The following is a 22,807-nucleotide window of genomic DNA, read 5'->3' on the forward strand; positions in this document are numbered from 1 at the left end:
CCTCACGGCAATCTCGACGCTATTGGACGGGCCCCAGGCGCCGCAGTTGCGTGACGTGCCTGGGCGAGAGTTCCTCGAGGCAGGTGACCCCCAGCAGCCGCATGGTGCGGATCACTCCCTGTTGCAGGATGTCGATCGCCCGGGCCACCCCCGCCTCGCCGCCGGCCATCAGCCCGTACAGGTACGCCCGCCCGACCAGCGTGCACCGCGCGCCCAGCGCGATCGCCGCCACGATGTCGGCGCCCGACATGACGCCGGTGTCCAACAGGATCTCGGTGTGCTTACCGACCTCGCGGGCGACCGAGGGCAGCAGGTGGAAGGGCACCGGGGCCCGATCCAGTTGCCGCCCGCCGTGATTCGACAGCACGATGCCGTCGACACCGCGGTCGACGACGGCGCGGGCGTCGTCGAGGGTCTGGATGCCCTTGACGACCAACTTGCCCGGCCACTGCGCCTTGATCCACTCCAGGTCGTCGAAGGTCAGGCTCGGGTCGAACATGGTGCTCAGGTATTCGGCCACGGTGCCCGGCCACCGGTCCAGCGACGCGAACGCCAGCGGTTCGGTGGTCAGCAGGTCGAACCACCACTTCGGGTGCGGCACCGCGTCCAGGACGGTGCGCAGCGTCAGCGTCGGCGGGATCGTCATCCCGTTGCGGTTGTCGCGCAGTCGCGCGCCGGAAACCGGGACGTCGACGGTGGCCAGCAGCGTGTCGAAGCCCGAATCGGCCGCGCGCCGCACCAACGCCATCGAGCGTTCGCGGTCGCGCCACATGTACAGCTGAAACCACTTCCTGCCCTGGGGAACAGCGGCCACCAGGTCCTCGATCGCGCAAGTGCCCAGCGTGGACAGCGAGAACGGGATGCCGGCCCTGGCCGCGGCCGCCGCGCCGGCGATCTCGCCCTCGGTGTGCATCAGCCGGGTGAAGCCGGTGGGCGCGATGCCGAACGGCAGGACGACCGGTTCACCCAGGACGTTCCAGCCGGCGGTGACGTTGGTGACGTCGCGCAGGATCGTCGGGTGAAATTCGATGTCGCGGAACGCCTGTCGGGCACGCCGGAGGGAAATCTCGTCCTCGGCGGCGCCGTCGGTGTAGTCGAACGCCGCCCTGGGGGTGCGCCGTTTGGCGATGCGACGCAGATCTTCGATGGTGTACGCGGCGTCGAGGCGGCGCCTGGTCGCGTCGAACTGCGGTCGCTTGAATTGGATCAGCGGCGCCAGGTCGCGCACCTTGGGCACTCGTCGTTTGACTCCCACCTGTGCCACCGTAGTCACATGGAATCCGCGTCCGACCCGTACGATCTGAATCGCTTCGCCAAGGCCCAGGCCGCGGTCTACCCGCACGTCGTGGCGGAATTGCGCGACGGGCGAAAACGCGGTCACTGGATGTGGTTCGTGTTCCCGCAGTTGCGCGGCTTGGGCAACAGTCCGACCGCCGATCGGTATGGCATCTCCTCGCTCGGGGAAGCCAAGGGCTATCTGCGCCATGACGTACTGGGGCCGCGACTGCGCGAGTGCACCCGGCTGGTCAACGAGGTGCAGGGCCGGTCCGTCCGGGACATCTTCGGCTCGCCCGACGACCTCAAGCTGCGGTCGTCGATGACGCTGTTCGCCCGCGCGACCGACGACAACGAGGACTTCCTGGCCGTCCTCGACAGGTACTACGACGGTCAGCAGGACCCGCTCACGCTGGAGCGCCTAGGAGGGGCTTAAGATCCGCCAGCCGTGCGGTTCCACGACCAGCGTGTCCACCGTCTCTTGTGGTGGGGCCGAGGATCCGCCGACGACCCGGCGGTGCGCCGTGCCCAGCTCCGGCAGCGAGACGCGCATCGGCTCGTCGCCGATGTTCAGGGCGACCAGCAGCGCGTCGTCGCCGTGGCGGGTCTCGTAGACGTAGTGCCGGTTTTCCAGCCGCAGCGCGCTGGTCGACGCCCGGTGCAGCCACGGGTGACGACGGCGCAGGCCGACGAGGAACTGGTGCAGCGCCCACATCTGGGCACCAAATGCGTCCAATTCCAATGGGGGAGAGCCGAACTCGGGCCGCACGGCGTCGTCTCCGCCGTAGCGCTCCTCTTTGACACCGCGAAATCCCAGCTCGTCACCCGCATACACGCTGGGCACGCCGCCGACCGTCAACAGGATCACCAGCGCGTGCGCCACGTGCTCCGGGCGTTCGAGCCGGCTGGCGATGCGGGTGACGTCGTGGTTACCGATGAAGGTGAGGGGCGCAAAGTCGGCCAGGAAGTCGCCGTGGCGTTGCAGCGCCCAGTCCAGCTCGAAGAAGTTGCCGTCGTTGAGGCTGCTCCAGATGGCCTTCCACAATTCGTATTGGGTGGCCGAGTCGAACGTGGCCGCACGCACCACCGCCGCGTAGTCGCCATGGATCAGCTCGCCGACGAACCACGCGTCTGCGAAGCGCTCGCGCACCCGCGGCAGCGTCGACGCCCAAAACCGTTCCGGCACCGTGTAAGCCGCATCGAGGCGCCAGCCGTCGGCGCCGCGTTCCAGCCAGTGCTCCATCACGTCCACGGTGTAGTCGATGACTTCGGGGTTGTCGTGGTTGAGCGTGATCAGCTCCGAGTGGCCCTCGAACGTGTGAAAGCGCCCGGGGCGCCCGCGAAACCAGCGCGCCGCGGAATCGTCGTTCGACGCCTGTCGGTAGCGGGGGAAATCCACGCCGACGTGGTTGAACACGCCGTCGAGCAGGATGCGCAGGCCGCGGCGGCGGGCCTCGGCGACCAGGTGGTCGAAGTCGGCGTCGTCACCGAGCCGCGGATCGATCCGGTAGTGGTCGGTGGTGTCGTAACCGTGTGTGCGCGAAGCGAAGATCGGCCCCAGCGCCACGCCCGACGCGCCCAGCGCGATCGCGTGGTCGAACCAGTCGACAAGCCGCCGCAGCCGGTGTTGCTCCGGCCGCGGCGGCTCCGACGCGGGAAAAGCGCCGACAAACCCCAGCGGGTAGACCTGCCACCAGATCGCGTGCTCTACCCAGCCCGGCGCCGTCACTGCGCTACCGTCAGCCGACCGTCGCCAGCGTCTGCGCGGCGATGATCGCCTGTGCCACGCCCGAAACGATCGCCGCCGCCTTCAGCGCCTCCTGGATGGCCTCCCGGCTCACACCCGCCTCGCGCAGCGTGTGCTCATGGGAGGCCACGCAGTCGGGGCATCCGTTGATCGACGACACCGCGAAGCACCACAGCTCGAAGTGGGCCTTCGCGACGCCGGGGTTGGCGATGAGGTTCATCCGCAGACCCGCACGCAGATCGTCGTACTTGCCGTCCAGGAAGCCCCGGCCGCGGTAGAACACGTTGTTCATGGCCATGATCGATGCGGCACCGAGCGCGGCGTTGTACGCCTCGGCGGACAGGAGGTCGGCCGCCTCGGCACCGATCTCGCTGAGCACCTGGCTGTTTCGCGTCGCCGCGGCGCACGCCAGCAGCGTGCCCCACAGCTGTTCCTCGTCGAGCTCGGTGGTGCGGGTGATCGAGCCCAGGTTGAGCTTGAGGTCCTTGGCGTACTCGGGCAGCGCTTCCTTGAGGTTTTCTACGCTCATCTCGCCTCCCTGATCAGACCCTACGTGACTAGGCCGAGGCCTTGAGCAGCTCGGCGGCGTCGAGCGTCGGGTCGCCCTTGCGCCAGTTGCAGGCGCACAGCTCATCGGACTGCAACGCGTCCAGGACGCGCAGCACTTCCTCGACGTTGCGCCCGACGGATCCGGCGGTGACAGAAACGAACTGGATCTCGTTGTTGGGGTCCACCAGGAAGGTCGCCCGGTCGGCCACGCCGTCGGCGTTGAGGACGCCGGTGGCCAGGCTCAGCTCCCGCTTGATGTCCGAGAGCATCGGGAACGGCAGTTTCTTCAGGTCCTCGTGCTGGGCCCGCCAGTTGAAGTGGACGAACTCGCTGTCGATCGAGACGCCCAGCACCTGCGCGTCGCGGTCGGAGAACTCGTCGTTGAGTTTGCCGAAGGCGGCAATCTCGGTGGGGCACACGAAGGTGAAGTCCTTCGGCCAGAAGAACACGACGCGCCACTTGCCGGCGTTGTCCTCGCTGGTGACGGTGGTGAAGTAGTCCTCGGGCTGCTTGGCGTCCACCTTGGACAGGTCGCCAGGGATCAGCGCAGTGAGCTCGTAGGCGGGGAACTGGTCGCCGATGGTCAGCAGAGGCATATCGCTCCTTATTTGGAATTACTCAAGATTAGCGGTCACTGCCCATCGTGCCCGCATACCCTTACTGAAGTAAAGGTGATATTTCCCACTATACTTATAGCCATGCCCGATAAGAGTTATCAGCCGACGATCGCCGGCCTCCGCGCGTTCGTGGCGATCGCCGAAAAGCGTCAGTTCAGCGGCGCCGCAACCACTCTCGGCGTCAGCCAGTCGACGTTGTCGCAGGCGCTGGCGGCGCTGGAGACCGGGCTGGGCACCCGGCTCATCGAGCGCTCGACGCGGCGTGTCCTGTTGACGGCGGCGGGCACGGAGCTGTTGCCGCGCGCCCAGGCGGCGATCGAGGCGGTGGACGGGTTCACCGCCGCGGCCGCCGGGGCCTCCGACCCGCTGCGCGCCGGGATGCGGCTGGGGCTGATCCCGACGGTCGCGCCCTACGTGTTGCCGACCGTGTTGGCCGGGCTCGCCGAGCAATTCCCGGCGATGACGTTGCGGGTGACGGAGGACCAGACCGAACGGCTGATGGCGGTGTTGCGCGAGGGGGCGCTGGATGCGGCGCTGATCGCCCTGCCGGCCGACGGCGGCGGACTGGCCGCCATCCCGATCTATGACGAGGATTTCGTCCTCGCGCTGCCGCCGGGGCATCCGCTGTCGGGCAAGAAGCGCGTTCCGGCGACGGCACTGGCCGACCTGCCGCTGCTGCTGTTGGACGAGGGGCACTGCCTGCGCGATCAGGCGCTGGACGTGTGCCACAAGGCGGGCGTCCGGGCGGAACTGGCCAACACCCGCGCGGCATCGCTGGCGACCGCGGTGCAATGCGTGACGGGCGGCCTGGGGGTGACGCTGATCCCGCAGAGCGCGGTGCCGGTAGAGGCGAGCAGAAGCCGCCTCGGCCTGGCGCAGTTCGCCACCCCCCGCCCGGGCCGTCGCATCGGCCTGGTGTACCGCTCGTCCAGCGGCCGCGACGAGTCCTACCGGCGGCTGGCCGGAACCATCGGCGGGTTGATCAGCAACCAGCACCAGGTGCGGCTGGTCAAGTAGGCGGCGTCGCCCGCGGGTAGGTTCTGCCTATGGAAAAGGTGATCGCGGTGCTCATGCGGGCCGATTCGGACGAGCAGTGGTGCGCCCGCCAACGGGGGCCCGTCGCCACCGCCCTGCTCGAGCTGGGCCTGCCCGGACTGTCGGTCAACGTCCGCGATGACGCCGTGCGGCACTCGCTGATGACGCTCACAACGCTGGACCCGCCGGTCGTGGCGGTGGTGAGCATGTGGACCCAGCAGTGCTATGGCGACCAGATGGCGGCCGCCCTGGCGCTACTGGAGGCGGAATGCGACCAGCTCGCCGCATACCTGGTGACCGAGTCGGTCCCGCTGAGACCGCCCGTCACCGAATCGGGTTCCCGCACAACGGGTTTCGCCAACATGGCGTTGCTGCGCCGGCCCGCCGCCCTTGACCAGGCGAGCTGGCTGACCCGGTGGCAGCGCGACCACACCCCGGTGGCCATCGAGACGCAGTCGACCTTCGGCTACACCCAGAACTGGGTGGTGCGGACCCTCACCCCGGACGCCCCGGGAATCGCCGGCATCGTCGAGGAGTTGTTCCCGCAGGAGGCGATCACCGATCTCAAGGCGTTCTTCGGTGCCGCCGACGATAACGACCTGCAACACCGGTTGGGCCGAATGGTCGCCAGCACCACGGCCTTTGGCGCCAACGAGAACATCGACACCGTCCCCACCAGCCGCTACGTCTTCAAGACGCCGTTCACCGAGGAAAACACATGACGACTTTGCGCGACGCCGTGGCGTTGGCCGAAGCCGAAAGCGGCCTGGCGGTGGTGTCCACCGTTCGCGCCGACGGCACGGTGCAGGCCTCGCTGGTCAACGTCGGCCTGTTGGCGCACCCGGCAAGCGGCGAGCAGGTGTTGGGTTTCACCACCTACGGCAAGGTGAAACTGGCGAACCTGCGGGCGCGTCCGCAGCTGGCCGTCACCTTCCGCAACGGATGGCAGTGGGCGACCGTCGAGGGCCGCGCGGAACTGGCCGGTCCGGACGACACGCAGCCCTGGCTGACCGCGGACGACCAGCTGCGGCTGTTGCTTCGCGAGGTGTTCACCGCCGCGGGCGGCACCCACGACGACTGGGACACCTACGACCGCGTGATGGCCCGCGAGCGGCGGGCCGTCGTGCTCGTCGCGCCGACCCGCGTCTACAGCAACGGCTGAGCTGGTTAGGCTGCAGCGGTGACGCTGCAGATCGATGACGAGAACCGGGTGCGCACCCTCACGCTCAACCGGCCCGAGGCGCTGAACGCTTTCAACGAGGCCCTCTACGACGCCACCGCGGACGCGTTGCTGGCCGCTGCGGAGGACCCCGAGGTCGCCGTGGTGGTGCTGACCGGTGCGGGCCGCGGGTTCAGCGCCGGTACCGATCTCGCCGAGATGCAGGCCCGCATCACCGATCCGCATTTCATTCCGGGCAAGCACGGTTTCGTCGGGCTGATCGATGCCCTCAGCGCGTTCCCCAAGCCGCTCATCTGCGCGGTCAACGGTGTCGGGGTGGGCATCGGCGCCACCATCCTCGGCTACGCCGACCTGGCGTTCATGGCGTCGACCGCCCGGCTGAAGTGCCCGTTCACCAGCCTGGGAGTCGCGCCGGAAGCGGCATCGTCATACCTGCTGCCGCAGCTGGTGGGCCGGCAGAACGCCGCCTGGCTGCTGATGTCCTCGGAGTGGGTCGACGCCGAGGAGGCGTTGCGAATGGGCCTGGTCTGGCGCGTCTGCGAACCCGAGGACCTCTTGCCCGAAGCCCGTCGGCACGCGGAAATCCTTGCGGGCCGGCCCATTTCGAGCCTGATGGCGGTCAAGCACACGATGATGGAGCCGGTGCGCCCGGAAATCGCCGCGGCCACTTCGCGGGAAAACGCTCACTTCGCCGAGCTGATGGGGGCGCAGGCCAACGCCGCCGCCCTGGCGGACTTCAACAAAGCCCGCTGAGCGCGCGAAGCTTCACAGCGACGGGGCGGTCTCCAGATTCGCCGACGCGGCGATGATCGCCCGCAGCGTCCGTCGGCAACGTCCGCAGTCGCCGCCGGCCCCGCACGCCGCCGCGACCTCTTTGGAGGTGGAGGCGCCGCGCGCGACTATTTCGGACACCGTGTGGTTCGTCACGCCGACACACAGGCATACGTACATCAGCGCGTCCCCTGCATCCGGGCGACAATCCCTTCGTCGACGGCCTGGTCGAGCGAGCGCACTTCGTCCTCCCTTTCGGCATCCCGTGTCGTCGGGATTTCTCGAAAAAGTGCCGAACCGAACTCCGTATTAGTTGAGTCTAACCTAAGTTCGTTAGCGCAGTCTAACCTTACCCGCCAGCAACGCGGCTCCCGTGTGCCCGCCGCGCCACACACTGAGCACAGCCATACCTTGCTGGAAGATTGCCCCCCGTCGTGGCAAAGTGCGGGTACGGCCAGGCACGATGCGCTCAGCCCAGCGCATCCGGCCCGGGGCCGAGAATGACCACCGTTTTCACCGTCACCGTAGGGGAGTGAACATGCAAGGGGATCCGGACGTTTTGCGCCTGCTCAACGAGCAGTTGACCGGCGAGCTCACCGCGATCAACCAATATTTCCTGCATTCCAAGATGCAGGACAACTGGGGTTTCACCGAGCTCGCCGAGCACACCCGGGCCGAGTCCTTCGACGAGATGCGCCACGCCGAGGCGATCACCGATCGCATCCTGCTGCTCGACGGGCTGCCGAACTACCAGCGCCTCTTTTCGCTGCGCATCGGCCAGACGCTGCGCGAGCAGTTCGAGGCGGACCTGGCCATCGAGTACGAGGTGATGGACCGGCTCAAGCCCGGCATCATCATGTGCCGCGAGAAGCAGGACAGCACGAGCGCCAATCTGCTGGAAGAGATCGTGGCCGACGAGGAAAAGCACATCGACTACCTCGAGACGCAGCTGGAGCTGATGGACAAGCTCGGCGTGGAGCTCTACTCGGCGCAGTGCGTCTCCCGCCCCCCGAGCTGAGGCTCAGCTAGGCCCGCACGCCTGCGCGAAACCCGTCGCCGCAACCGTTAGATTGCCGGAATCGATCCTGGGCATTCGTGAGCAACGGTCGGCGACGGAAGGCAGGCATGACGAGCCCCACAGCACTACGAGGCGGTTCACCGCCGGGCGCCGCGCCCGGCGGTGCGCCGGTCGACCCGCAGCGACGCAATTTCATCTTCGTTGCGATCCTGCTCGGCATGCTGATGGCCGCGCTGGACCAGACGATCGTGGCGACCGCGTTGCCGACCATCGTCGCGAATCTCGGTGGCGCAGGCCATCAATCGTGGGTGGTCACCAGCTACCTGCTCGCCTCGACCATCATCACCGCCCTGGTCGGCAAGTTCGGTGACCTGTTCGGCCGCAAGCGGGTGTTCCAGGCTGCCGTCGTGTTCTTCGTCGCCGGCTCGGTGCTGTGTGGGCTCTCGAGCTCGATGGGCATGCTGGTCGCGTCACGTGCGCTGCAGGGCATCGGCGGCGGGGGCCTGATGGTGACCGCCATGGCGCTGATCGGCGAGGTGATCCCGCTGCGGGACCGCGGCCGCTACCAGGGGGCGATGGGCGCGGTATTCGGCGTCACCACCGTGATCGGTCCCTTGCTCGGCGGCTACTTCACCGACCACTTCACCTGGCGCTGGGCGTTCTGGATCAACGTGCCGATCTCGGTCGTGGTCTTCTTCGTGGCGGCCGCCGCCATCCCGGCGCTGTCCGACCGCACCAAACCGGTCATCGACTACACCGGCATCGTGTTCGTCGGCCTGGGCGCCGCCGGGCTGACACTGGCCACCAGCTGGGGCGGGACCACCTACCCGTGGGGATCGCCCACGATCATCGGCCTGTTCGTCGGCTCGGTGAGCGCGTTGTGCGCCTTCGCCTGGGTGGAAAGCCGCGCCCCCGCGCCGATCCTGCCGACCCGGCTGTTCGGCAGCCCGGTGTTCACGGTGTGCTGCGTCCTGTCCTTCGTGGTCGGGTTCGCGATGCTGGGCGCCCTGACGTTCCTGCCGACGTACATGCAGTTCGTCGATGGCGTCTCGGCCACCACGTCGGGCCTGCGCACGTTGCCGATGGTGGTCGGGATGCTGACCACCTCGATGGGCAGTGGCGTCATCGTCGGCCGCACGGGCAGATACAAGGTCTTTCCCGTCGCCGGCACCGCCGTCATGGCGGTGGCGTTCTTTCTGATGTCGAGGATGGACCCCTCGACATCGGTGGTGGTTCAGTCGCTGTTCCTTGTCATCCTCGGCGCCGGGATCGGGATGTGCATGCAGACCCTCGTCCTGATCGTGCAGAACACCGTGGACTTCGACGACCTCGGCGTCGCAACCTCCGGCGTCACCTTCTTCCGCACGATCGGCAGCTCGTTCGGCGCCGCCATCTTCGGTTCACTGTTCACGAACTTCCTGCACAGCCGGATCGGCCCGGCGATGGCGGCCGGCCGTGCGCCGGCCGCGGCCGCCGCGTCGCCGGAGGCGTTGCACCGGCTGCCCCGCCAGGAGGCCGCTCCGATCGTCGCCGCCTACTCCGAGTCGCTCACCCAGGTATTCCTCTGGGCGGTCCCGGTCGCGCTGGTGGGTTTCGTCCTGGCGTTGTTCCTGCGGCAGGTCCCCTTGCGGCAAATGCACGACAGCACAATCGATCTCGGCGACGCGTTCGGCATGCCGAACACCGAGACACCGGATCAGATGCTGGAGGGCGCGGTCGAACGCATGCTGCGCGGTGTGCCCGGCATGCGATTGCGCAGCATCGCCATGCGACCCGACTGCCGACTCGACGTGGCCGGATTGTGGGGCGTCCTGCGCATCAACCGCTACGGGCAGATGTACGGCACGGCCCGGCTCACCGACATCGCCGAATACCTGCGGATACCGTTCGAGGTCCTGGAGCCCACCTTCTCGCGGCTGGTCGCCACAGGATACGCCCGGGGCGACGGCAACCAGATGTGGCTCACACCCGCGGGGGCCCAGCAGGTGGACTACGTCCACTCGCTGCTGGTGGCCTGGCTGGTCGACAAGCTCGCCCGGTCACCGGGATTCGACGGACGACCGGATCGTCGCGTGGTCGAAACGGCGCTGAATCGAGTCGCGGGCCGCGTTCTCGCGCAACGGGACTGGAACGACGACCGTCCCACCACGAAGATCCCGGTGCCCACACCCTGAAACGGGCGGCGCGCGGCGTACCATCACGCCATGAGCCGAATCGGAACATTTGCTGACGACGACCTGGCCGGCTGGTTCGCGAAGTCTCCGGACATCGGCGGAGCCCTCGGCGGTTTCAGTCAGGCGGTCTATACCAAGAATCGGTTGCCGCTGCGCACCCGCGAACTGGCCCGGGCCGTCATCGCCCACCGCAACGAATGCGTGGTCTGCGTCAACACCCGCGACGAGGACGGACCCGCCGCGGGCGTCGACGAGGAGTTGTACGACCATGCGCGCGAGTGGCGCACCTGGCCCGGCTACAGCGAACAGGAGCGGCTGGCGGCCGAGTTCGCGGACCGATTCGCCACCGATCACACCGCCCTGCGCGAGGACGAGGACTTCTGGAGCCGCTGCTCCGCACACTTCTCCGACGAGCTGCTGGCCGACTTGGCCCTGTCGTGCGCGTTGTGGGTCGGCATGGGTCGCGTGTTGCGGACACTCGACATCGGCCAAGCCTGCAAGCTGACCATTCCCAGCCGCGCGTAGCCTCCCGCGCGAATCACTACCGCTCCCGCGCTCCCGCGCTCGCTCGCAACCCGCCCTCCCCGCGCGCCACGACACATAAACCTTTGCGACGACACGCCGGAAAACGTCGCGGCCGTTTATGTCTGGTGGGCACAAATTCCGCCGTCACCGTGTTGCGGCGGGTAAGTACAGCGATGACAGGGAGGGCACCACGGTGAAGGTCCGCTTCGGCGTCGGACTGGGCGCCGACACCGCTCCGGATCGGTTGGCCCCCGTCGTCGACCACCTGGAGGCCAACGGGGTCGACTCGCTGTGGTTCTCCGAGCTGGTGTACTCACCGGCGGTCGATCCGGTGGTCGGGATGGCCTACGCGCTCGCAAGGACGACCCGGTTGAAGGTCGGCACCTCGGTGGCGGTGCTGCCCGGGCGGCACCCGATATTGGTCGCCAAGCAGTTGGCGTCGCTGGCGGCGGTCGCGCCCAAGCGGGTCCTGCCCGTCTTCGGCCTGCGCTCGGCGATCCCGGCCGAGCGCGAGGTGTTCGTCGTCCCCGAGGGGGAGCGGGCCGCCGTGTTCGACGAGGCGCTGCGGGTCCTGCGCTCGGCGCTGGAAGAGGACTCGGCGAGCTACGACGGCCGGTACTTCTCCGTCAGCGGCGCCGCCGTCATGCCCAGGCCGCGCCCCCCGCTGGACATCTGGCTCGGGGGCTCGGCGCCGGCGGCGTTCCGGCGGATCGGCGCGCTGGCCGACGGCTGGTTGGGCAGCTTCCTCACCCCCGACGAGGCGCGGGTGGGCCGCGAGTCGATCGAACGCGCCGCGTCGCAAGCGGGCCGGCGGATCGACCCCGATCACTTCGGCATCTCGTTGGCCGTGGTGGACGGGGCCGACGGTGAGTTGCCCGCGGCGCTGGCCGCCGCGGCCCGCAGTCGTCGCCCGGACGTCGACCCCGCCGACCTGATCGCCGTCGGATGGGATCGGCTGCACCGGCAGCTGGACGCCTACATCGACGCGGGATTGACGAAATTCGTCATCCGGCCGGCCGGTGGCGCGCCGTTGGACGGCTTCCTCGACCGGTTCGTCAGCGAGCTGACGGCGCGCCAGAACTGAATTCCCGGGGCCCGGACATCCCGGCCCCTGCACAATGACTGCCATGACCGGCACACCGCTCGCCGCCGCGGCGATCGCCCAGCTGGAGGCCGAGGGCGTCGACACCGTCATCGGCACCGTCGTGAACCCCGCCGGGCTCACCCTGGCCAAGACGGTCCCGATCCGGCGGACGAACACCTTCGCCGACCCCGGCCTCGGCGCCAGCCCCTCGTGGCACGCCTTCGCGATCGACCAGAGCGGCATCGCCTTCACCCGCGATGTCGGCGTGATCGGCGACCAGCGCCTCCGCATCGACCTGTCGGCCTTGCGCATCGTCGGCGACGGGCTGGCGTGGGCGCCCGCCGCGTTCTTCTCCCAGGACGGCGCGCCCGACCCCGCGTGCGCCCGCGGGACGCTGGGCCGGGTCGAGGCCACGCTCGCCGAGGCCGGGGTCGACGCGCTGATCGGGCACGAGGTGGAATTCCTGCTGGTGGGTCCCGACGGCGCCCGCCTTCCGTCGACGCTGTGGGCGCAGTACGGCCTCGCCGGCGTCCTCGAGCATGAAGCGTTCGTCCGCGACGTCACCCGGTCGGCGGCGGCGGCCGGCATCGCGATCGAGCAGTTCCATCCCGAGTACGGGGCCAACCAGTTCGAACTCTCCCTGGCGCCCCAACCGCCGGTGGCCGCCGCCGACCAGTTGGTGCTGTTGCGGCTCGTCATCGGGCGGGTGGCCCGCCGCCACGACGTCCGCATCAGCCTGTCGCCCGCCCCGTTCGCGGACGGCGTCGGGTCCGGTGCGCACCAGCACTTTTCGCTGACGATGCCCGATGGTCCGCTGTTCTCCGACGGCGCGGGCGCGCACGGCATGACGGCGACGGGGGAAAGCGTGGTGGCCGGGGTGGTCCACGGACTGCCGGAGGCTCAGGCCGTGTTGTGCGGGTCGATCGTGTCCGGCCTGCGGATGCACCCCGGCAACTGGGCCGGCGCGTACGCGTGCTGGGGAACCGAAAACCGCGAGGCGGCAGTGCGGTTCATCGCGGGTGGGCCCGGCAACCCGCGCGGCGGAAACGTCGAAGTGAAGATCGTCGACCCCTCCGCGAACCCCTACCTGGCGTCGGCGGCGATTTTGGGGCTGGCCCTGGACGGAATCAAGCGCGGAGCGCCGCTGCCCCCGGAGGTCACGATCGACCCGGCCGACCTCGCCGCGTCCGAGCGGGACCGCGACGGCATCGTCAGCCTGGACAGGAAACAGGCCGAAGTGATTGCCGCGCTGGACCATTCCAAGCTGATGCGGGGTGTCCTGGGCGATCACGCGGTCGACATGCTCGTCGCCGTCCGCACGCTGGAGCACGAGCGGTACGGCAACCTCGACCCCGAGCAACTGGCGGACAAGTTCCGCATGGCCTGGAGCCTGTGACAGGGTCCATGACATCCCACCCTCGCGCGCTGGCCGAGCACATCGACCAGGTGACCCTGATCGATCAACACGCCCACGGTTGCTGGCTGGCGCCGGGGGACCGCCAGCGGTTCGAGAACGCGCTCAACGAGGCCAACACCGAGCCGATCGTGGGCCCGGGATTCGACACGCAACTCGGCTTCGCCGTGCGGGCCCACTGTGCACCCGTCCTCGGTCTCCCGAAACATGTTGACCCACAATCATATTGGGAGAGGCGCACCCAGTTCGACGAGGTGGAACTGGCCCGCACGTTCCTGCCGCCCGCGGGAGTCGGTGACTGGCTAGTGGACACCGGGATCGGGGCGGACGTCGCCGGACCGGCCGACATGGCCGAGCTGTCCGGCGGCCGCGCGCACGAGATCGTCCGGCTCGAGCAGGTCGCCGAGCAGGCCGCGCGGGCGCCGGGCGACTACGCGACGGCGTTCGAGGACGTCTTGCGCCGGCGCGCCGCGACGGCGGTCGGCACCAAGTCGATCCTGGCCTACCGGGGCGGGTTCGACGGCGACCTCACCGAGCCCTCGGCCGCACAGGTCACCGAGGCGGCCGGCCGGTGGCGCGACCGCGGCGGTACCCGGTTGACGGATCGGGTGCTGCTGCGTTTCGGGTTGCATCGGGCGCTGCGATTGGGCAAGCCCCTGCAATTGCACGTCGGCCTCGGCGACCGCGACTGCGACCTGCACAAGACCAACCCGCTGCTGTTGCTCGACTTCCTGCGGCGGTCCGGGGACACCCCGATCGTGCTGTTGCACTGCTACCCCTACGAGCGTGAGGCCGGATATCTCGCGCAGGCGTTCAACAACGTCTATCTCGACGGCGGGCTGAGCGTGAACCAGCTGGGGGCGCGATCACCGGCGTTCCTCGCCCGGCTGCTGGAGCTGGCGCCGTTCCACAAAATCCTCTACTCGTCGGACGGGTTCGGACCCGCCGAACTCCACTTCCTCGGTGCGGCCCTGTGGCGCACCGGCATTCACCGCGTGCTGCGCGAATTCGTGATCGGCGACGACTGGAGCGAACGCGACGCCATCCGGGTGGTCGACCTGATCGCTCACGACAACGCCGCCGGTCTGTACGGCGTTTGACCCCCGGGGACCGCGGGGTATACGGGCGGTTATGGCGACCGCGAAGGGCGTCTTGGATTGGGCCCGCAACACGGTCGTGTCGTGGGTGCCCAAGGCCGACCTCGACCAGCGGGACCCGGACTACATTCGCGACCAGCTTCCGGGCACCTGGCTGCTGGCGTCGTTCTACTTCCGGGCGGACGTGCGGGGCCTGGATCGCATCCCGGCCGAGGGGCCGGTGCTGCTGGTCGGCAACCACAGCGGCGGCAACGTGCCGCCCGACACCTTCGTATTCACGTTGGCCTTCTGCTCGTATTTCGGCGTCGAACGGCCCTTCTATCAGCTGGCCCACAACCTCGTCGTCTCCGCACCGCCGCTTGGCTGGCTGCGTAAGTTCGGCACCGTCGCCGCCAACCCCGAGAACGCCCGTCTCGCATTGGATTCCGGCGCCGCGCTGCTGGTCTACCCCGGCGGCGACTACGAGGTCTTCCGGCCCTCCTGGGAACGTCACAAGGTCGACTTCGGCGGCCGGATGGGCTACGTCAAGCTGGCCCGCGAGGCGGGGGTGCCGATCGTCCCCGTCGCCAGCGTCGGCGGTCAGGAGAGCGCGTTGTTCCTCAACCGCGGGCAGTGGCTGGCCAGGCTGCTGATGGCCGACCGGCTGCTCCGGCTCAAAAGCATCCCGATATCGCTGGCGCTGCCCTGGGGCCTGAACATCAGCGACCTGGCGGGCCACATCCCGCTGCCCACCAAGATCGTGATCGAGGTTCAGGACCCGATCGAGGTCGACGGCTCGGATCTCGAGGACCAGGCGGTGCACGACAAGGTGATGGCCAGCCTGCAGGGCGGCGTCGACCGGCTGGCCGCCGAACGGCGATTCCCGGTGATCGGCTGATGCGCGTCGAACGCCGTTGCGTCGTCAACGCCGACCGGTCCGCGGTGTGGAAGATCGTCAGCGACCCCGGCTGCTATCCGTCGTTCATGACGAGCCTGGAGCGTTGGGAGTCCTCGAACGACAAGCCCGCCGGCGTCGGTGCGCGCTACACCGTCCACTGGAAGATCGGCTCCGTACCCGTCGGTGGCCTGATCGAGGTGGTCGAGTTCGACGAGGACCGCGACCTGGCCTGGGTCGGCATCACCGGCGTCACGTTGCGCGGGCGGATCCGGCTGCGCGATGCGAACGACGGGCGAACGAAGGTGACGTTCCGGCTGTCGTATCAGGCGCCGGGCGGGCTGATCGGGTACATCGCGGACCGGTTAGCCGTGCGCCAGGTGGGACGCACGCTCTCGGAAACGTTGAAGCGCCTCCGGAAGCTGGCCGAGTCGTAGCCGACTACGGGCGCGGCTATTTTTCCAATTCGCCCGTAATCAACCCGCGCGCGGCATACGCTCCGATCGACGAATCGGGCAACGTCACCAAACAGATCGAACAGGAAAGGGTTTGGGGGCATGTTGCTCCGCGCAACTCTTGTCGTCGCAGCCATCGCCGCCGCCGCAACCGGTTTGGCAGCACCGGCCTACACGTCGCCCGGGTGCTACACCGCCAGCTCCGGTGACTGCGTCCCGTATCCGCAGCACGGCGGCTCGCAGCCGCCGGGTGCCACCGCGCAATGCGCGGACGGAAACTGGTCGTTCAGCGAACATCCGCACGCCGGCGGCACCTGCCACGGCCACGGCGGCGTGCAGCGGTACTTGTAGCGGTCGGCGACGTCGGCGCTCCGGAAGCGCTGGGATGGTCGAAGACACGAGGGGTGACCATCCCAGTGGCTCGGGCGTCGATGTCGCCGAATCCATCCCGGCCCAGCGTGTCGCCGGCGGCCCCGCTCGCCCGGGCCCACCACGCCGTCCCCAAGGGATCGGCCGTTACCGGTGAGCCCCTCGCGCGCAACCCGCAAGCCTGGCTGGTGCGGCCGTGTGTGAGACTGCTCTAGTGATGAGCCATCTCAGCGAAGGCGCGCGTAAGTCTTTGCTGCGGCGTGGATTTGCCCTCGAGTACGCCACGCTGGCCTGGAATGTGGTGGGTATCGTCGTTCTCGCGGTGGCGGCCATCGATGCGCGATCGGTGGCCTTGGCCGGCTTCGGCCTGGACTCCTTGATCGAGATCGGCGCCTCACTCGTGGTGGTCTGGGAGCTCTCCGGAACCGGTGAGGACCGCCAGCGGATTGCTTTGCGCCTCATCGGAGTCGGCTTCGCCGCGCTGGCGGTATACCTGCTGGTGCAATCAACCGTGGTGATAACCAAGGGCTTTCATCCGCAACACTCACCGCTGGGCATCGCCTGGACAGCGATCACCGCGGGGGCAATGTTCGCGTTGGCGGCCGGCAAGGCCCGAACCGGCGCCGCGCTGGGCAATCCGGTCCTCGCCACGGAAGGCCGGGTCACACTGATCGACGGCCTACTTTCGACTGCTGTCCTGCTCGGGCTGCTGCTCAACGCCCTCGCGGGCTGGTGGTGGGCCGATCCGCTCGCCGGGTATGTCCTTGTGCTCTACGCACTGCGTGAGGTCAAGGAGATTCTGTTCACCCACACTGCTGACCCGTAACGGCTGCGCACGCTTCCAGGCGTGTCCGGCACTCTCTCGAGGCCGTCGCGGTGCACAATCCGAGGACCGCGCGGGGGACGGCCGTGGGCGCCTGGGGCAGGCCGACTGCGGTTCGACCCGCCCGCGACAGAGGCCGGTCAGGCCCCCTTGATGGGCGCGGCCGCAGTGCCGACGGGGTCGGTGCCGAAAAGCGCCTGACCAAGCACGCGCAACACGTCCTGATCGGCGGGCGAGTAGTAGACGAACGTTCCTTCGCGACGGCCTTTGACCAGCCCGGCCAGGCGCAACTTGGCCAAATGCTGGCTGACCACCGCTGGTGCCACATCGGCCAGCTCGGCCAGGCACGCCACCGACGATTCGCCCTGCGACAACGCCCACAACACCTTGATGCGGGTCGGGTCGCTCAGCATCCGAAACGATTCGGTGGCGCGTTCGACCTGCGCGTCAGTCGGCATGGTGAACCCGGCGATCGATGTGTGCACAGCGTCAAGCATAACGCTGACCTGGGTGATCAATCACCTATCTGCTCGTGCATTTGCATATACGCATGATCATGCATATAGGGTGGTCGGGTGACCTCCAGCACCCCGATCGCTGCTTCTTCCGGATTCGACGCTGACGGGCGCGTCCCCTCGTGGCGAGCCCCGAGGTCGAGCACCTGGACCCTTCCGGAGGTTCGGTGGTCGCTGATCGCGACGGGATTGTTCGGGTTAGGCCTGCTCGCGCAACTGGCCGGGGGACCCGCGTGGTTGTATTGGGCGCTTTACCTGGCCTGCTACGCCGCCGGCGGGTGGGAACCCGGGCTTGCGGGACTACAGGCATTGCGGGGCAAAACCCTGGACGTCGACTTGCTGATGGTCGCCGCGGCCGTCGGCGCAGCGGCGATCGGCCAGGTTTTCGACGGAGCGCTGCTGATCGTCATCTTCGCCACCTCCGGTGCGCTGGAGGCCGTGGCAACCAAGCGGACGGAGGATTCCGTGCGCGGACTGCTGGACCTCGCGCCGGACACCGCCACGCGCGTCACGCCGGCGGGCGCCGACGAGGTCGTTGCCACCGCGATCCTCGACGTCGGCGACGTGCTGCTGATCCGGCCCGGGGAACGGGTCGGCGGCGACGGCGTCGTGATCGACGGGGCCAGCGAGGTGGACCAGGCCACCATCACCGGGGAACCTCTGCCGGTCGACAAGACCACCGGCGACGAAGTGTTCGCCGGGACGCTCAACGGCACCGGCACACTTCGGGTGCGGGTGACCCGGCCGGCCGCCGAGACCGTCATCGCGCGGATCGTTGCGATGGTTGCCGAGGCGAGCGCCAGCAAGGCCCGGATGCAGTTGTTCATCGAGAAAGTCGAACAGCGCTACTCGGTGGGCATGGTGTGCGCGACCATCGCCTTGTTCGTGATTCCGTTGTGGTTGGGCGCCGACCTGCAGTCGGCGCTGCTGAGGGCGATGACGTTCATGATCGTCGCCTCGCCGTGCGCATTGGTCCTTTCGACCATGCCGCCGCTCTTGGTGGCGATCGCCAACGCCGGCCGCCACGGGGTGCTGGTCAAATCGGCTGTCGTGCTCGAAAAGCTGGCCACCGTAACCCAAGTCGCCCTTGACAAGACCGGAACGCTGACCGAGGGGGCACCGCGGCTCACCGGCGTGCACACGCTGTCGCAGGCGAAGTGGACCGAAAAGGAGCTGCTGTCGCTGGCCGCCGCCGCGGAGCACCCCTCTGAGCATCCGTTGGCACGCGCCATCGTCGCCGCGGCTCTCGATGAGAACCTATCGCTGCGGTCGGCAACCGATTTCACGTCGACACCCGGACGAGGTGTCCGTGCCCGGATCGGCGCCGACATCATCGAGGTCGGCAGCCCGACCCTGCTCGACCGGCACGACCATCCCGCCCGGGCAACCGTCACCGAGCTGGAACACACCGGCCAGACGGCTATCGTCGTGCGCGTCAACGGCATCCCCGCGGGAGTGCTCGGCCTGGCGGACCGCCCCCGCGGCGAAGCCGCTGACGCCGCCGCGCGCGTTGCCACGCTCACCGGCGCCGAGCCCGTCCTGCTGACGGGGGACAACCCGCGCGCCGCGGCGCGACTCGCCAGCGAGCTGGGTATCTCCGACGTCCGGGCCGAGCTACTCCCCGAGGACAAGGTCACCGCGGTCCGAGACTTGGAAGCCAACGGCGCCAAAGTGCTGCTCGTCGGCGACGGGGTCAACGATGCTCCGGCCATGGCCGTGGCGCACGTCGGCATAGCCATGGGCCGCTCCGGCTCCGACCTCACCCTGGAAACCGCCGACGCCGTCATCACCCGCGACGACCTGGCCACCGTTCCCGCTGTCATCGCTCTCGCGCGCCGCGCACGCCGCGTGGTCGCGGCCAACCTCACCATCGCCGCGACCTTCATTGCCGTACTCGTCGCATGGGACTTGCTCGGGCACCTGCCACTCCCACTCGGCGTCGCCGGCCATGAGGGCTCCACCGTCCTGGTCGGCCTCAACGGCCTGCGCCTGCTGCGCAACAGCGCCTGGCCCACGCCGGGTCGCTCACCCCGCTAGCAGAGCCACGTGGTCGAGGTCGGTTGGATTTCTAACCCGGCCCCAGCGCGTCCGCAAAAGAGCGTCAGACCAACCCCGAAGCGTCGAACACCCAGCTGGTGTCGGCGTTCGCCAGGTTCTCGAAGTGGTTCGGGGGAGCGAAGGCCACCAACGAGTTCATGTCCCAATAGTCCTTCCAGACCGTGATCTTCGGTTCGTCCCCTTGCGAGACGACCTTGTGGACGGTCACGAACCTCAGCACGCCTTGCTCGCCGGTCGCGAACGTCCACGTCTCGGAGTGCTCGTACAGCACGTCGGAACCGTTGGACACCAGCACGCCGTCGTGGTTCTCGTAGCCGGCCAGCGGCTCGAGGCCCATCTTCAGCCGCTTGACGATGTCTTCGGGTCCGCGCGCCGACAGCGCGGGGACCGGCATGTCGACGTAGAGGCAGTCATCGGAGAGGAAAGTCTTGACCGCCTCCCAGTCCCGCCGCGAGAGCGCCTGCCACATCCCGAGGACCACATCCTCGACCGAGATCATAGAAACGTCTGTCATAGCGCAAATAAACTCGGTTACCCAACGGGTGTCAACACCAAATCCCTAGCCGTCGACGCGCGCCATCGACCGTGCCGGACCCAGCGCCACCGGCAGCGACGACCAGCCCCGCAGCACGCGCGTGTCGCGCCTGCTGCCCGCGCCCGCCGCGCGCACCTCGGGGAAGCGGTCGAAGAACGTGCGGAGCCCGACCTCGCCCTCGGCGCGCGCCAGCGCCGCACCCAGGCAGAAGTGCCGGCCCCCGGAAAACGCGAGATGCCTTCCCGCGTTGGCCCGTTCGATGTCGAAACGGTGCGGTTCGGCGAACACCGCCGGGTCGCGGTTGGCGGCGGCCAGATAGACCAGCACCAGGTCGCCGCGCTGAACTTGCCTGGCGCCCAACTCGACATCCTTGAGCGCCACCCGCGCGGTCAACTGCACCGGGGACTCCAGCCGCAGTATCTCCTCGACGGCATTGGGCCATAACTCGGGCCGCCGGCGCAGGGTATCGAGGCGGTCGGGGGCGTCCAGCAGCATGCGAATCCCGTTGCCCAGCAGGTTCACCGTGGTCTCGAAACCGGCCGCCAGGACCAGCCCGGCGATCGCTCGCAGCTCGTTCTCATCCAAATGTGTCTCGGCGGAGCCGCTTTCGGCAATCTGGATCAGCTGGCTCATCAGGTTGTCGCTCGGGGCGCTCCGCAGCCGGCCCAGATGCCCGTCGAGCCAGGAGCTGAAGCCGGCCAGCCCGCGCTGCACCGTGCGGTACTGCTGCCACGTCAGGCCGATGTCCAGGCTCGGCGCGGCGAGTTCACCGAACTCCAGGACGCGCCCCCGGTCTCGCTCGGGAACGCCGAGGATGTCGCTGATGATCGCGACCGGCAGTCGCGAGCAATAGCGCCCGACGACGTCGACGACACCGGAGGCGCCGGATTCGGCGGCCAGCTGATCCAACAGGGCGGCGGCCGTCTGCTCCACCCGGTCCCGCAACGCGGCGACCGCCCGCGGGGTGAAGACGGCCGACACCGTCTTGCGGTACCGGGTGTGGTCCGGCGGCTCGACCGCGAGCAGCGACGGCGCGCGCAGCGGATGCAGCAGGTCGTCGCGGGTGTGGCGTTCGAGCCATTTCAACGGCCCGGGCAGGTTCGCCCCGAACACCAGCACGCGGAAGTCGTCGGAGCGCAGCAGCTCGTGGGCGAGCGCGTGGTCGGCGGTCAGATAGCTGACGCGCCCCTTGACCAGCGGCCCCGCGGCCCGCAGTTCGTCGTAGAAGGGGACCGGGTTGGCGGCCACCGTCGGATCGGCGATCAGCCTGGCGTGCAGGTCGCCCCGCCGGACCCCGAGCGTGGCGACGCCCCGGATGAACCCGTGCATCGCCAACCAGTGCAGTCGTTCCTTCACCGGCCCCTCCATCGGTCGATGTCACCGAGCCTAGGCCCCCGCTCCGGGCTGGGTCAGCACTCGGCGATGATCTTGAATGCTGTGGTCACCACTTTGTCGGGGTTGCTGCTGTTGATGCCGTACGCGCTGCCGGTGATGGTGTAGGCGTCGTTGGTGACGTCGGCGTGCGCGTCACCGACCCCGCCCTCCCAGAAGCTGCCGGTGAACCCGTCGATGTTGCGGATCTTCACCCATTGCGGCATCGCCCGGTAGCCGCTGGTCAGCACTACCGCCTCGACGCTGCCGTCGTGGTCCTTGATGTCGATGGTGCGGTACTGCTGGTTTTGGCTGCACGCCGGAGGGCGTGTGGCGTGCGTAGCGCCGTCGACGGTCAGGCGGGCCGCTTTCCGCGGCGTCGTCTGGGCCTGGCCGCACCCCGCGACGCCGACGGCGACCAGCAGGCAAACCACCCCGATTAACCGGTTTCGCACCGGCTCACCTCCTTTTCTGCCGCTTTCCCTACTGCCGCTTCGGCATCAGCCCGGGCAGGGACTTGACGATGCTGCGTCGCACGAACTCCGGGCTCAGCCCCTTGAACACGTCGATCAGGCGAATGCTCTTGGGGACGTACCAATGCAACCGCTTCGGGTGGTGGTAAGCCTGCCACGCCGCTTCCGCCACGCTGCTTGCCGGCATCAACCGGAGCATGCCCTTCTTGGGCGCCGTCGCGCGCAGTTGCTCCGGCGTCATCGGCGCGCCGCCGCCGTCGGAGTGGTTCGTCGTCGTGGTCAGGATGGCGGTGTCGATCAGGCCGGGCAGCACGTCCGCGACCCGCACCCCGTGCCGCCGCCATTCCACACTCAGCGCCTCGGTCAACCCTTTGACCGCGTGCTTGGTCGACGAATAAACGGCCAGGCGGGGCATGCCGTAGGTCGCAGACGAAGACGAGGTCGAAAACATCAGGCTGCCCCGCGTCCTCTTCAGGTACGGCAACGACGCGTAGGCACCGGTCAGTACCGCCTTGTAGTTGATGTCGACGACGCGCATCGCCGCCTCGTAGGGCACGTCCTCGAACCACCCGCTTTCGCCGATGCCGGCGTTGTTCCACATCATGTCGAGGCCGCCGTCGCGGTTGCCTGCGCAGAAGTCGGCCAGGGCGCCCTCAAGGGCCGCCTTGTCCGTCACATCGACCTGGCGGGTCCACAGTCGATCCCCGCCGAGTTCCTCCTGCAGCGTCGCCAGACCCTCGCCGTTGCGGTCCACAGCGCCGACCCGCCAGCCTTTGGCGTGGAACAGCTTGGCCCCCTCCCGGCCCATGCCGCTGCCGGCGCCGGTGATGAAGATCGATTTCACGGCG

General features: G+C 68.6%; 26 protein-coding genes. 16 read left to right on the plus strand and 10 right to left on the minus strand.

Features of this window, described 5'->3' with window-relative positions; all coding sequences use genetic code 11:
* Positions 1-19 precede the first annotated feature (19 nt).
* Positions 20-1,255, minus strand: coding sequence for an alpha-hydroxy acid oxidase (locus tag BST44_RS18330; protein ID WP_083178572.1), 1,236 nt, complete (start codon positions 1,253-1,255; stop codon positions 20-22).
* Between the two features lie 18 nt (positions 1,256-1,273).
* Here BST44_RS18330 and BST44_RS18335 point away from each other — a divergent pair, with 18 nt between their 5' ends.
* The gene (locus BST44_RS18335) at positions 1,274-1,711 is read left to right on the plus strand and encodes a DUF1810 domain-containing protein (RefSeq protein ID WP_083178524.1); all 438 of its coding nucleotides are present in this window, start codon (positions 1,274-1,276) and stop codon (positions 1,709-1,711) included.
* On the opposite strand, the gene BST44_RS18340 is transcribed toward BST44_RS18335, so the two are convergent.
* From BST44_RS18340 to BST44_RS18350, 3 genes are read right to left on the minus strand one after another with little or no spacing between them, the layout of a single operon-like run.
* Positions 1,697-3,004 carry an alpha-amylase family protein gene (locus BST44_RS18340; RefSeq protein ID WP_083178525.1) on the minus strand — a complete coding sequence of 436 codons (1,308 nt, stop codon included), beginning with the start codon at positions 3,002-3,004 and terminating at the stop codon, positions 1,697-1,699. The two genes, BST44_RS18335 and BST44_RS18340, sit on opposite strands and share 15 nt — an antisense overlap.
* 10 nt (positions 3,005-3,014) lie before the next feature.
* The gene (locus BST44_RS18345) at positions 3,015-3,551 is read right to left on the minus strand and encodes an alkyl hydroperoxide reductase (protein WP_083178526.1); all 537 of its coding nucleotides are present in this window, start codon (positions 3,549-3,551) and stop codon (positions 3,015-3,017) included.
* A gap of 28 nt (positions 3,552-3,579) precedes the next feature.
* Positions 3,580-4,167: a peroxiredoxin gene (locus BST44_RS18350; RefSeq protein WP_083178527.1), complete on the minus strand. Its 588-nt coding sequence runs from the start codon at positions 4,165-4,167 to the stop codon at positions 3,580-3,582.
* Between the two features lie 102 nt (positions 4,168-4,269).
* Here BST44_RS18350 and BST44_RS18355 point away from each other — a divergent pair, with 102 nt between their 5' ends.
* The 4 genes from BST44_RS18355 to BST44_RS18370 are packed head-to-tail and all read left to right on the plus strand — an operon-like array spanning position 4,270 to position 7,156.
* Positions 4,270-5,205, plus strand: a complete 936-nt coding sequence (locus BST44_RS18355) for a hydrogen peroxide-inducible genes activator (RefSeq protein ID WP_083178528.1) — start codon at positions 4,270-4,272, stop codon at positions 5,203-5,205.
* A gap of 29 nt (positions 5,206-5,234) precedes the next feature.
* Entirely contained in the window at positions 5,235-5,945 is a 711-nt protein-coding gene (locus BST44_RS18360) for an EthD domain-containing protein (protein WP_083178529.1), read from the plus strand.
* Positions 5,942-6,385, plus strand: coding sequence for a TIGR03618 family F420-dependent PPOX class oxidoreductase (locus BST44_RS18365; RefSeq protein WP_083178530.1), 444 nt, complete (start codon positions 5,942-5,944; stop codon positions 6,383-6,385). The genes BST44_RS18360 and BST44_RS18365 overlap by 4 nt, the downstream gene beginning before the upstream one ends.
* Positions 6,386-6,403: 18 nt before the next feature.
* Entirely contained in the window at positions 6,404-7,156 is a 753-nt protein-coding gene (locus tag BST44_RS18370; RefSeq protein ID WP_083178531.1) for an enoyl-CoA hydratase/isomerase family protein, read from the plus strand.
* A 12-nt stretch (positions 7,157-7,168) separates the two neighbouring features.
* On the opposite strand, the gene BST44_RS18375 is transcribed toward BST44_RS18370, so the two are convergent.
* Positions 7,169-7,354, minus strand: coding sequence for a (2Fe-2S)-binding protein (locus tag BST44_RS18375; protein WP_083178532.1), 186 nt, complete (start codon positions 7,352-7,354; stop codon positions 7,169-7,171).
* A gap of 358 nt (positions 7,355-7,712) precedes the next feature.
* Here BST44_RS18375 and bfr point away from each other — a divergent pair, with 358 nt between their 5' ends.
* From bfr to BST44_RS18425, 10 genes are all read left to right on the plus strand, one after another.
* On the plus strand, positions 7,713-8,192 hold the full coding sequence (bfr, locus tag BST44_RS18380) for a bacterioferritin (RefSeq protein ID WP_066954691.1): 480 nt from the start codon (positions 7,713-7,715) through the stop codon (positions 8,190-8,192).
* Positions 8,193-8,299: 107 nt separating this feature from the next.
* Positions 8,300-10,366 (plus strand): MDR family MFS transporter, encoded by a 2,067-nt coding sequence (locus BST44_RS18385; protein WP_083178533.1) that lies wholly within the window; start codon positions 8,300-8,302, stop codon positions 10,364-10,366.
* A gap of 30 nt (positions 10,367-10,396) precedes the next feature.
* Positions 10,397-10,891 (plus strand): carboxymuconolactone decarboxylase family protein, encoded by a 495-nt coding sequence (locus tag BST44_RS18390; protein ID WP_083178534.1) that lies wholly within the window; start codon positions 10,397-10,399, stop codon positions 10,889-10,891.
* Between the two features lie 193 nt (positions 10,892-11,084).
* Positions 11,085-11,975, plus strand: a complete 891-nt coding sequence (locus BST44_RS18395) for a TIGR03854 family LLM class F420-dependent oxidoreductase (RefSeq protein ID WP_083178535.1) — start codon at positions 11,085-11,087, stop codon at positions 11,973-11,975.
* Between the two features lie 43 nt (positions 11,976-12,018).
* On the plus strand, positions 12,019-13,371 hold the full coding sequence (locus BST44_RS18400; protein ID WP_083178536.1) for a type I glutamate--ammonia ligase: 1,353 nt from the start codon (positions 12,019-12,021) through the stop codon (positions 13,369-13,371).
* A gap of 8 nt (positions 13,372-13,379) precedes the next feature.
* A complete protein-coding gene (locus BST44_RS18405) occupies positions 13,380-14,489 on the plus strand; it encodes an amidohydrolase family protein (protein WP_083178537.1) in 1,110 nt (369 codons plus the stop codon).
* A 31-nt stretch (positions 14,490-14,520) separates the two neighbouring features.
* On the plus strand, positions 14,521-15,363 hold the full coding sequence (locus BST44_RS18410) for a lysophospholipid acyltransferase family protein (RefSeq protein WP_083178538.1): 843 nt from the start codon (positions 14,521-14,523) through the stop codon (positions 15,361-15,363).
* Positions 15,363-15,797, plus strand: coding sequence for an SRPBCC family protein (locus tag BST44_RS18415; RefSeq protein WP_083178539.1), 435 nt, complete (start codon positions 15,363-15,365; stop codon positions 15,795-15,797). Before BST44_RS18410 ends, BST44_RS18415 begins: the two co-directional genes overlap by 1 nt.
* Before the next feature lie 120 nt (positions 15,798-15,917).
* Entirely contained in the window at positions 15,918-16,166 is a 249-nt protein-coding gene (locus tag BST44_RS18420; RefSeq protein WP_083178540.1) for a DUF3761 domain-containing protein, read from the plus strand.
* 235 nt (positions 16,167-16,401) lie between these two features.
* Positions 16,402-17,010, plus strand: coding sequence for a cation efflux transmembrane domain-containing protein (locus BST44_RS18425; protein ID WP_083178541.1), 609 nt, complete (start codon positions 16,402-16,404; stop codon positions 17,008-17,010).
* Between the two features lie 137 nt (positions 17,011-17,147).
* Here the strand turns inward: BST44_RS18425 and BST44_RS18430 are convergent, their stop codons facing one another.
* The gene (locus BST44_RS18430) at positions 17,148-17,492 is read right to left on the minus strand and encodes an ArsR/SmtB family transcription factor (RefSeq protein WP_083178542.1); all 345 of its coding nucleotides are present in this window, start codon (positions 17,490-17,492) and stop codon (positions 17,148-17,150) included.
* 108 nt (positions 17,493-17,600) lie between these two features.
* Here BST44_RS18430 and BST44_RS18435 point away from each other — a divergent pair, with 108 nt between their 5' ends.
* Positions 17,601-19,559: a heavy metal translocating P-type ATPase gene (locus BST44_RS18435; RefSeq protein WP_208619833.1), complete on the plus strand. Its 1,959-nt coding sequence runs from the start codon at positions 17,601-17,603 to the stop codon at positions 19,557-19,559.
* A gap of 64 nt (positions 19,560-19,623) precedes the next feature.
* On the opposite strand, the gene BST44_RS18440 is transcribed toward BST44_RS18435, so the two are convergent.
* The 4 genes from BST44_RS18440 to BST44_RS18455 are packed head-to-tail and all read right to left on the minus strand — an operon-like array spanning position 19,624 to position 22,803.
* Positions 19,624-20,079, minus strand: a complete 456-nt coding sequence (locus tag BST44_RS18440; RefSeq protein WP_083178544.1) for a nuclear transport factor 2 family protein — start codon at positions 20,077-20,079, stop codon at positions 19,624-19,626.
* 60 nt (positions 20,080-20,139) lie between these two features.
* Positions 20,140-21,471 (minus strand): cytochrome P450, encoded by a 1,332-nt coding sequence (locus BST44_RS18445; RefSeq protein WP_083178573.1) that lies wholly within the window; start codon positions 21,469-21,471, stop codon positions 20,140-20,142.
* A 53-nt stretch (positions 21,472-21,524) separates the two neighbouring features.
* Positions 21,525-21,941, minus strand: coding sequence for a lipoprotein LpqH (locus BST44_RS18450; RefSeq protein WP_083178545.1), 417 nt, complete (start codon positions 21,939-21,941; stop codon positions 21,525-21,527).
* Positions 21,942-21,969: 28 nt separating this feature from the next.
* Positions 21,970-22,803, minus strand: a complete 834-nt coding sequence (locus BST44_RS18455) for an SDR family oxidoreductase (protein ID WP_083178546.1) — start codon at positions 22,801-22,803, stop codon at positions 21,970-21,972.
* Positions 22,804-22,807: the final 4 nt, after the last annotated feature.

The organism is Mycobacterium scrofulaceum, from assembly GCF_002086735.1.
GTDB lineage: Bacteria > Actinomycetota > Actinomycetes > Mycobacteriales > Mycobacteriaceae > Mycobacterium > Mycobacterium scrofulaceum.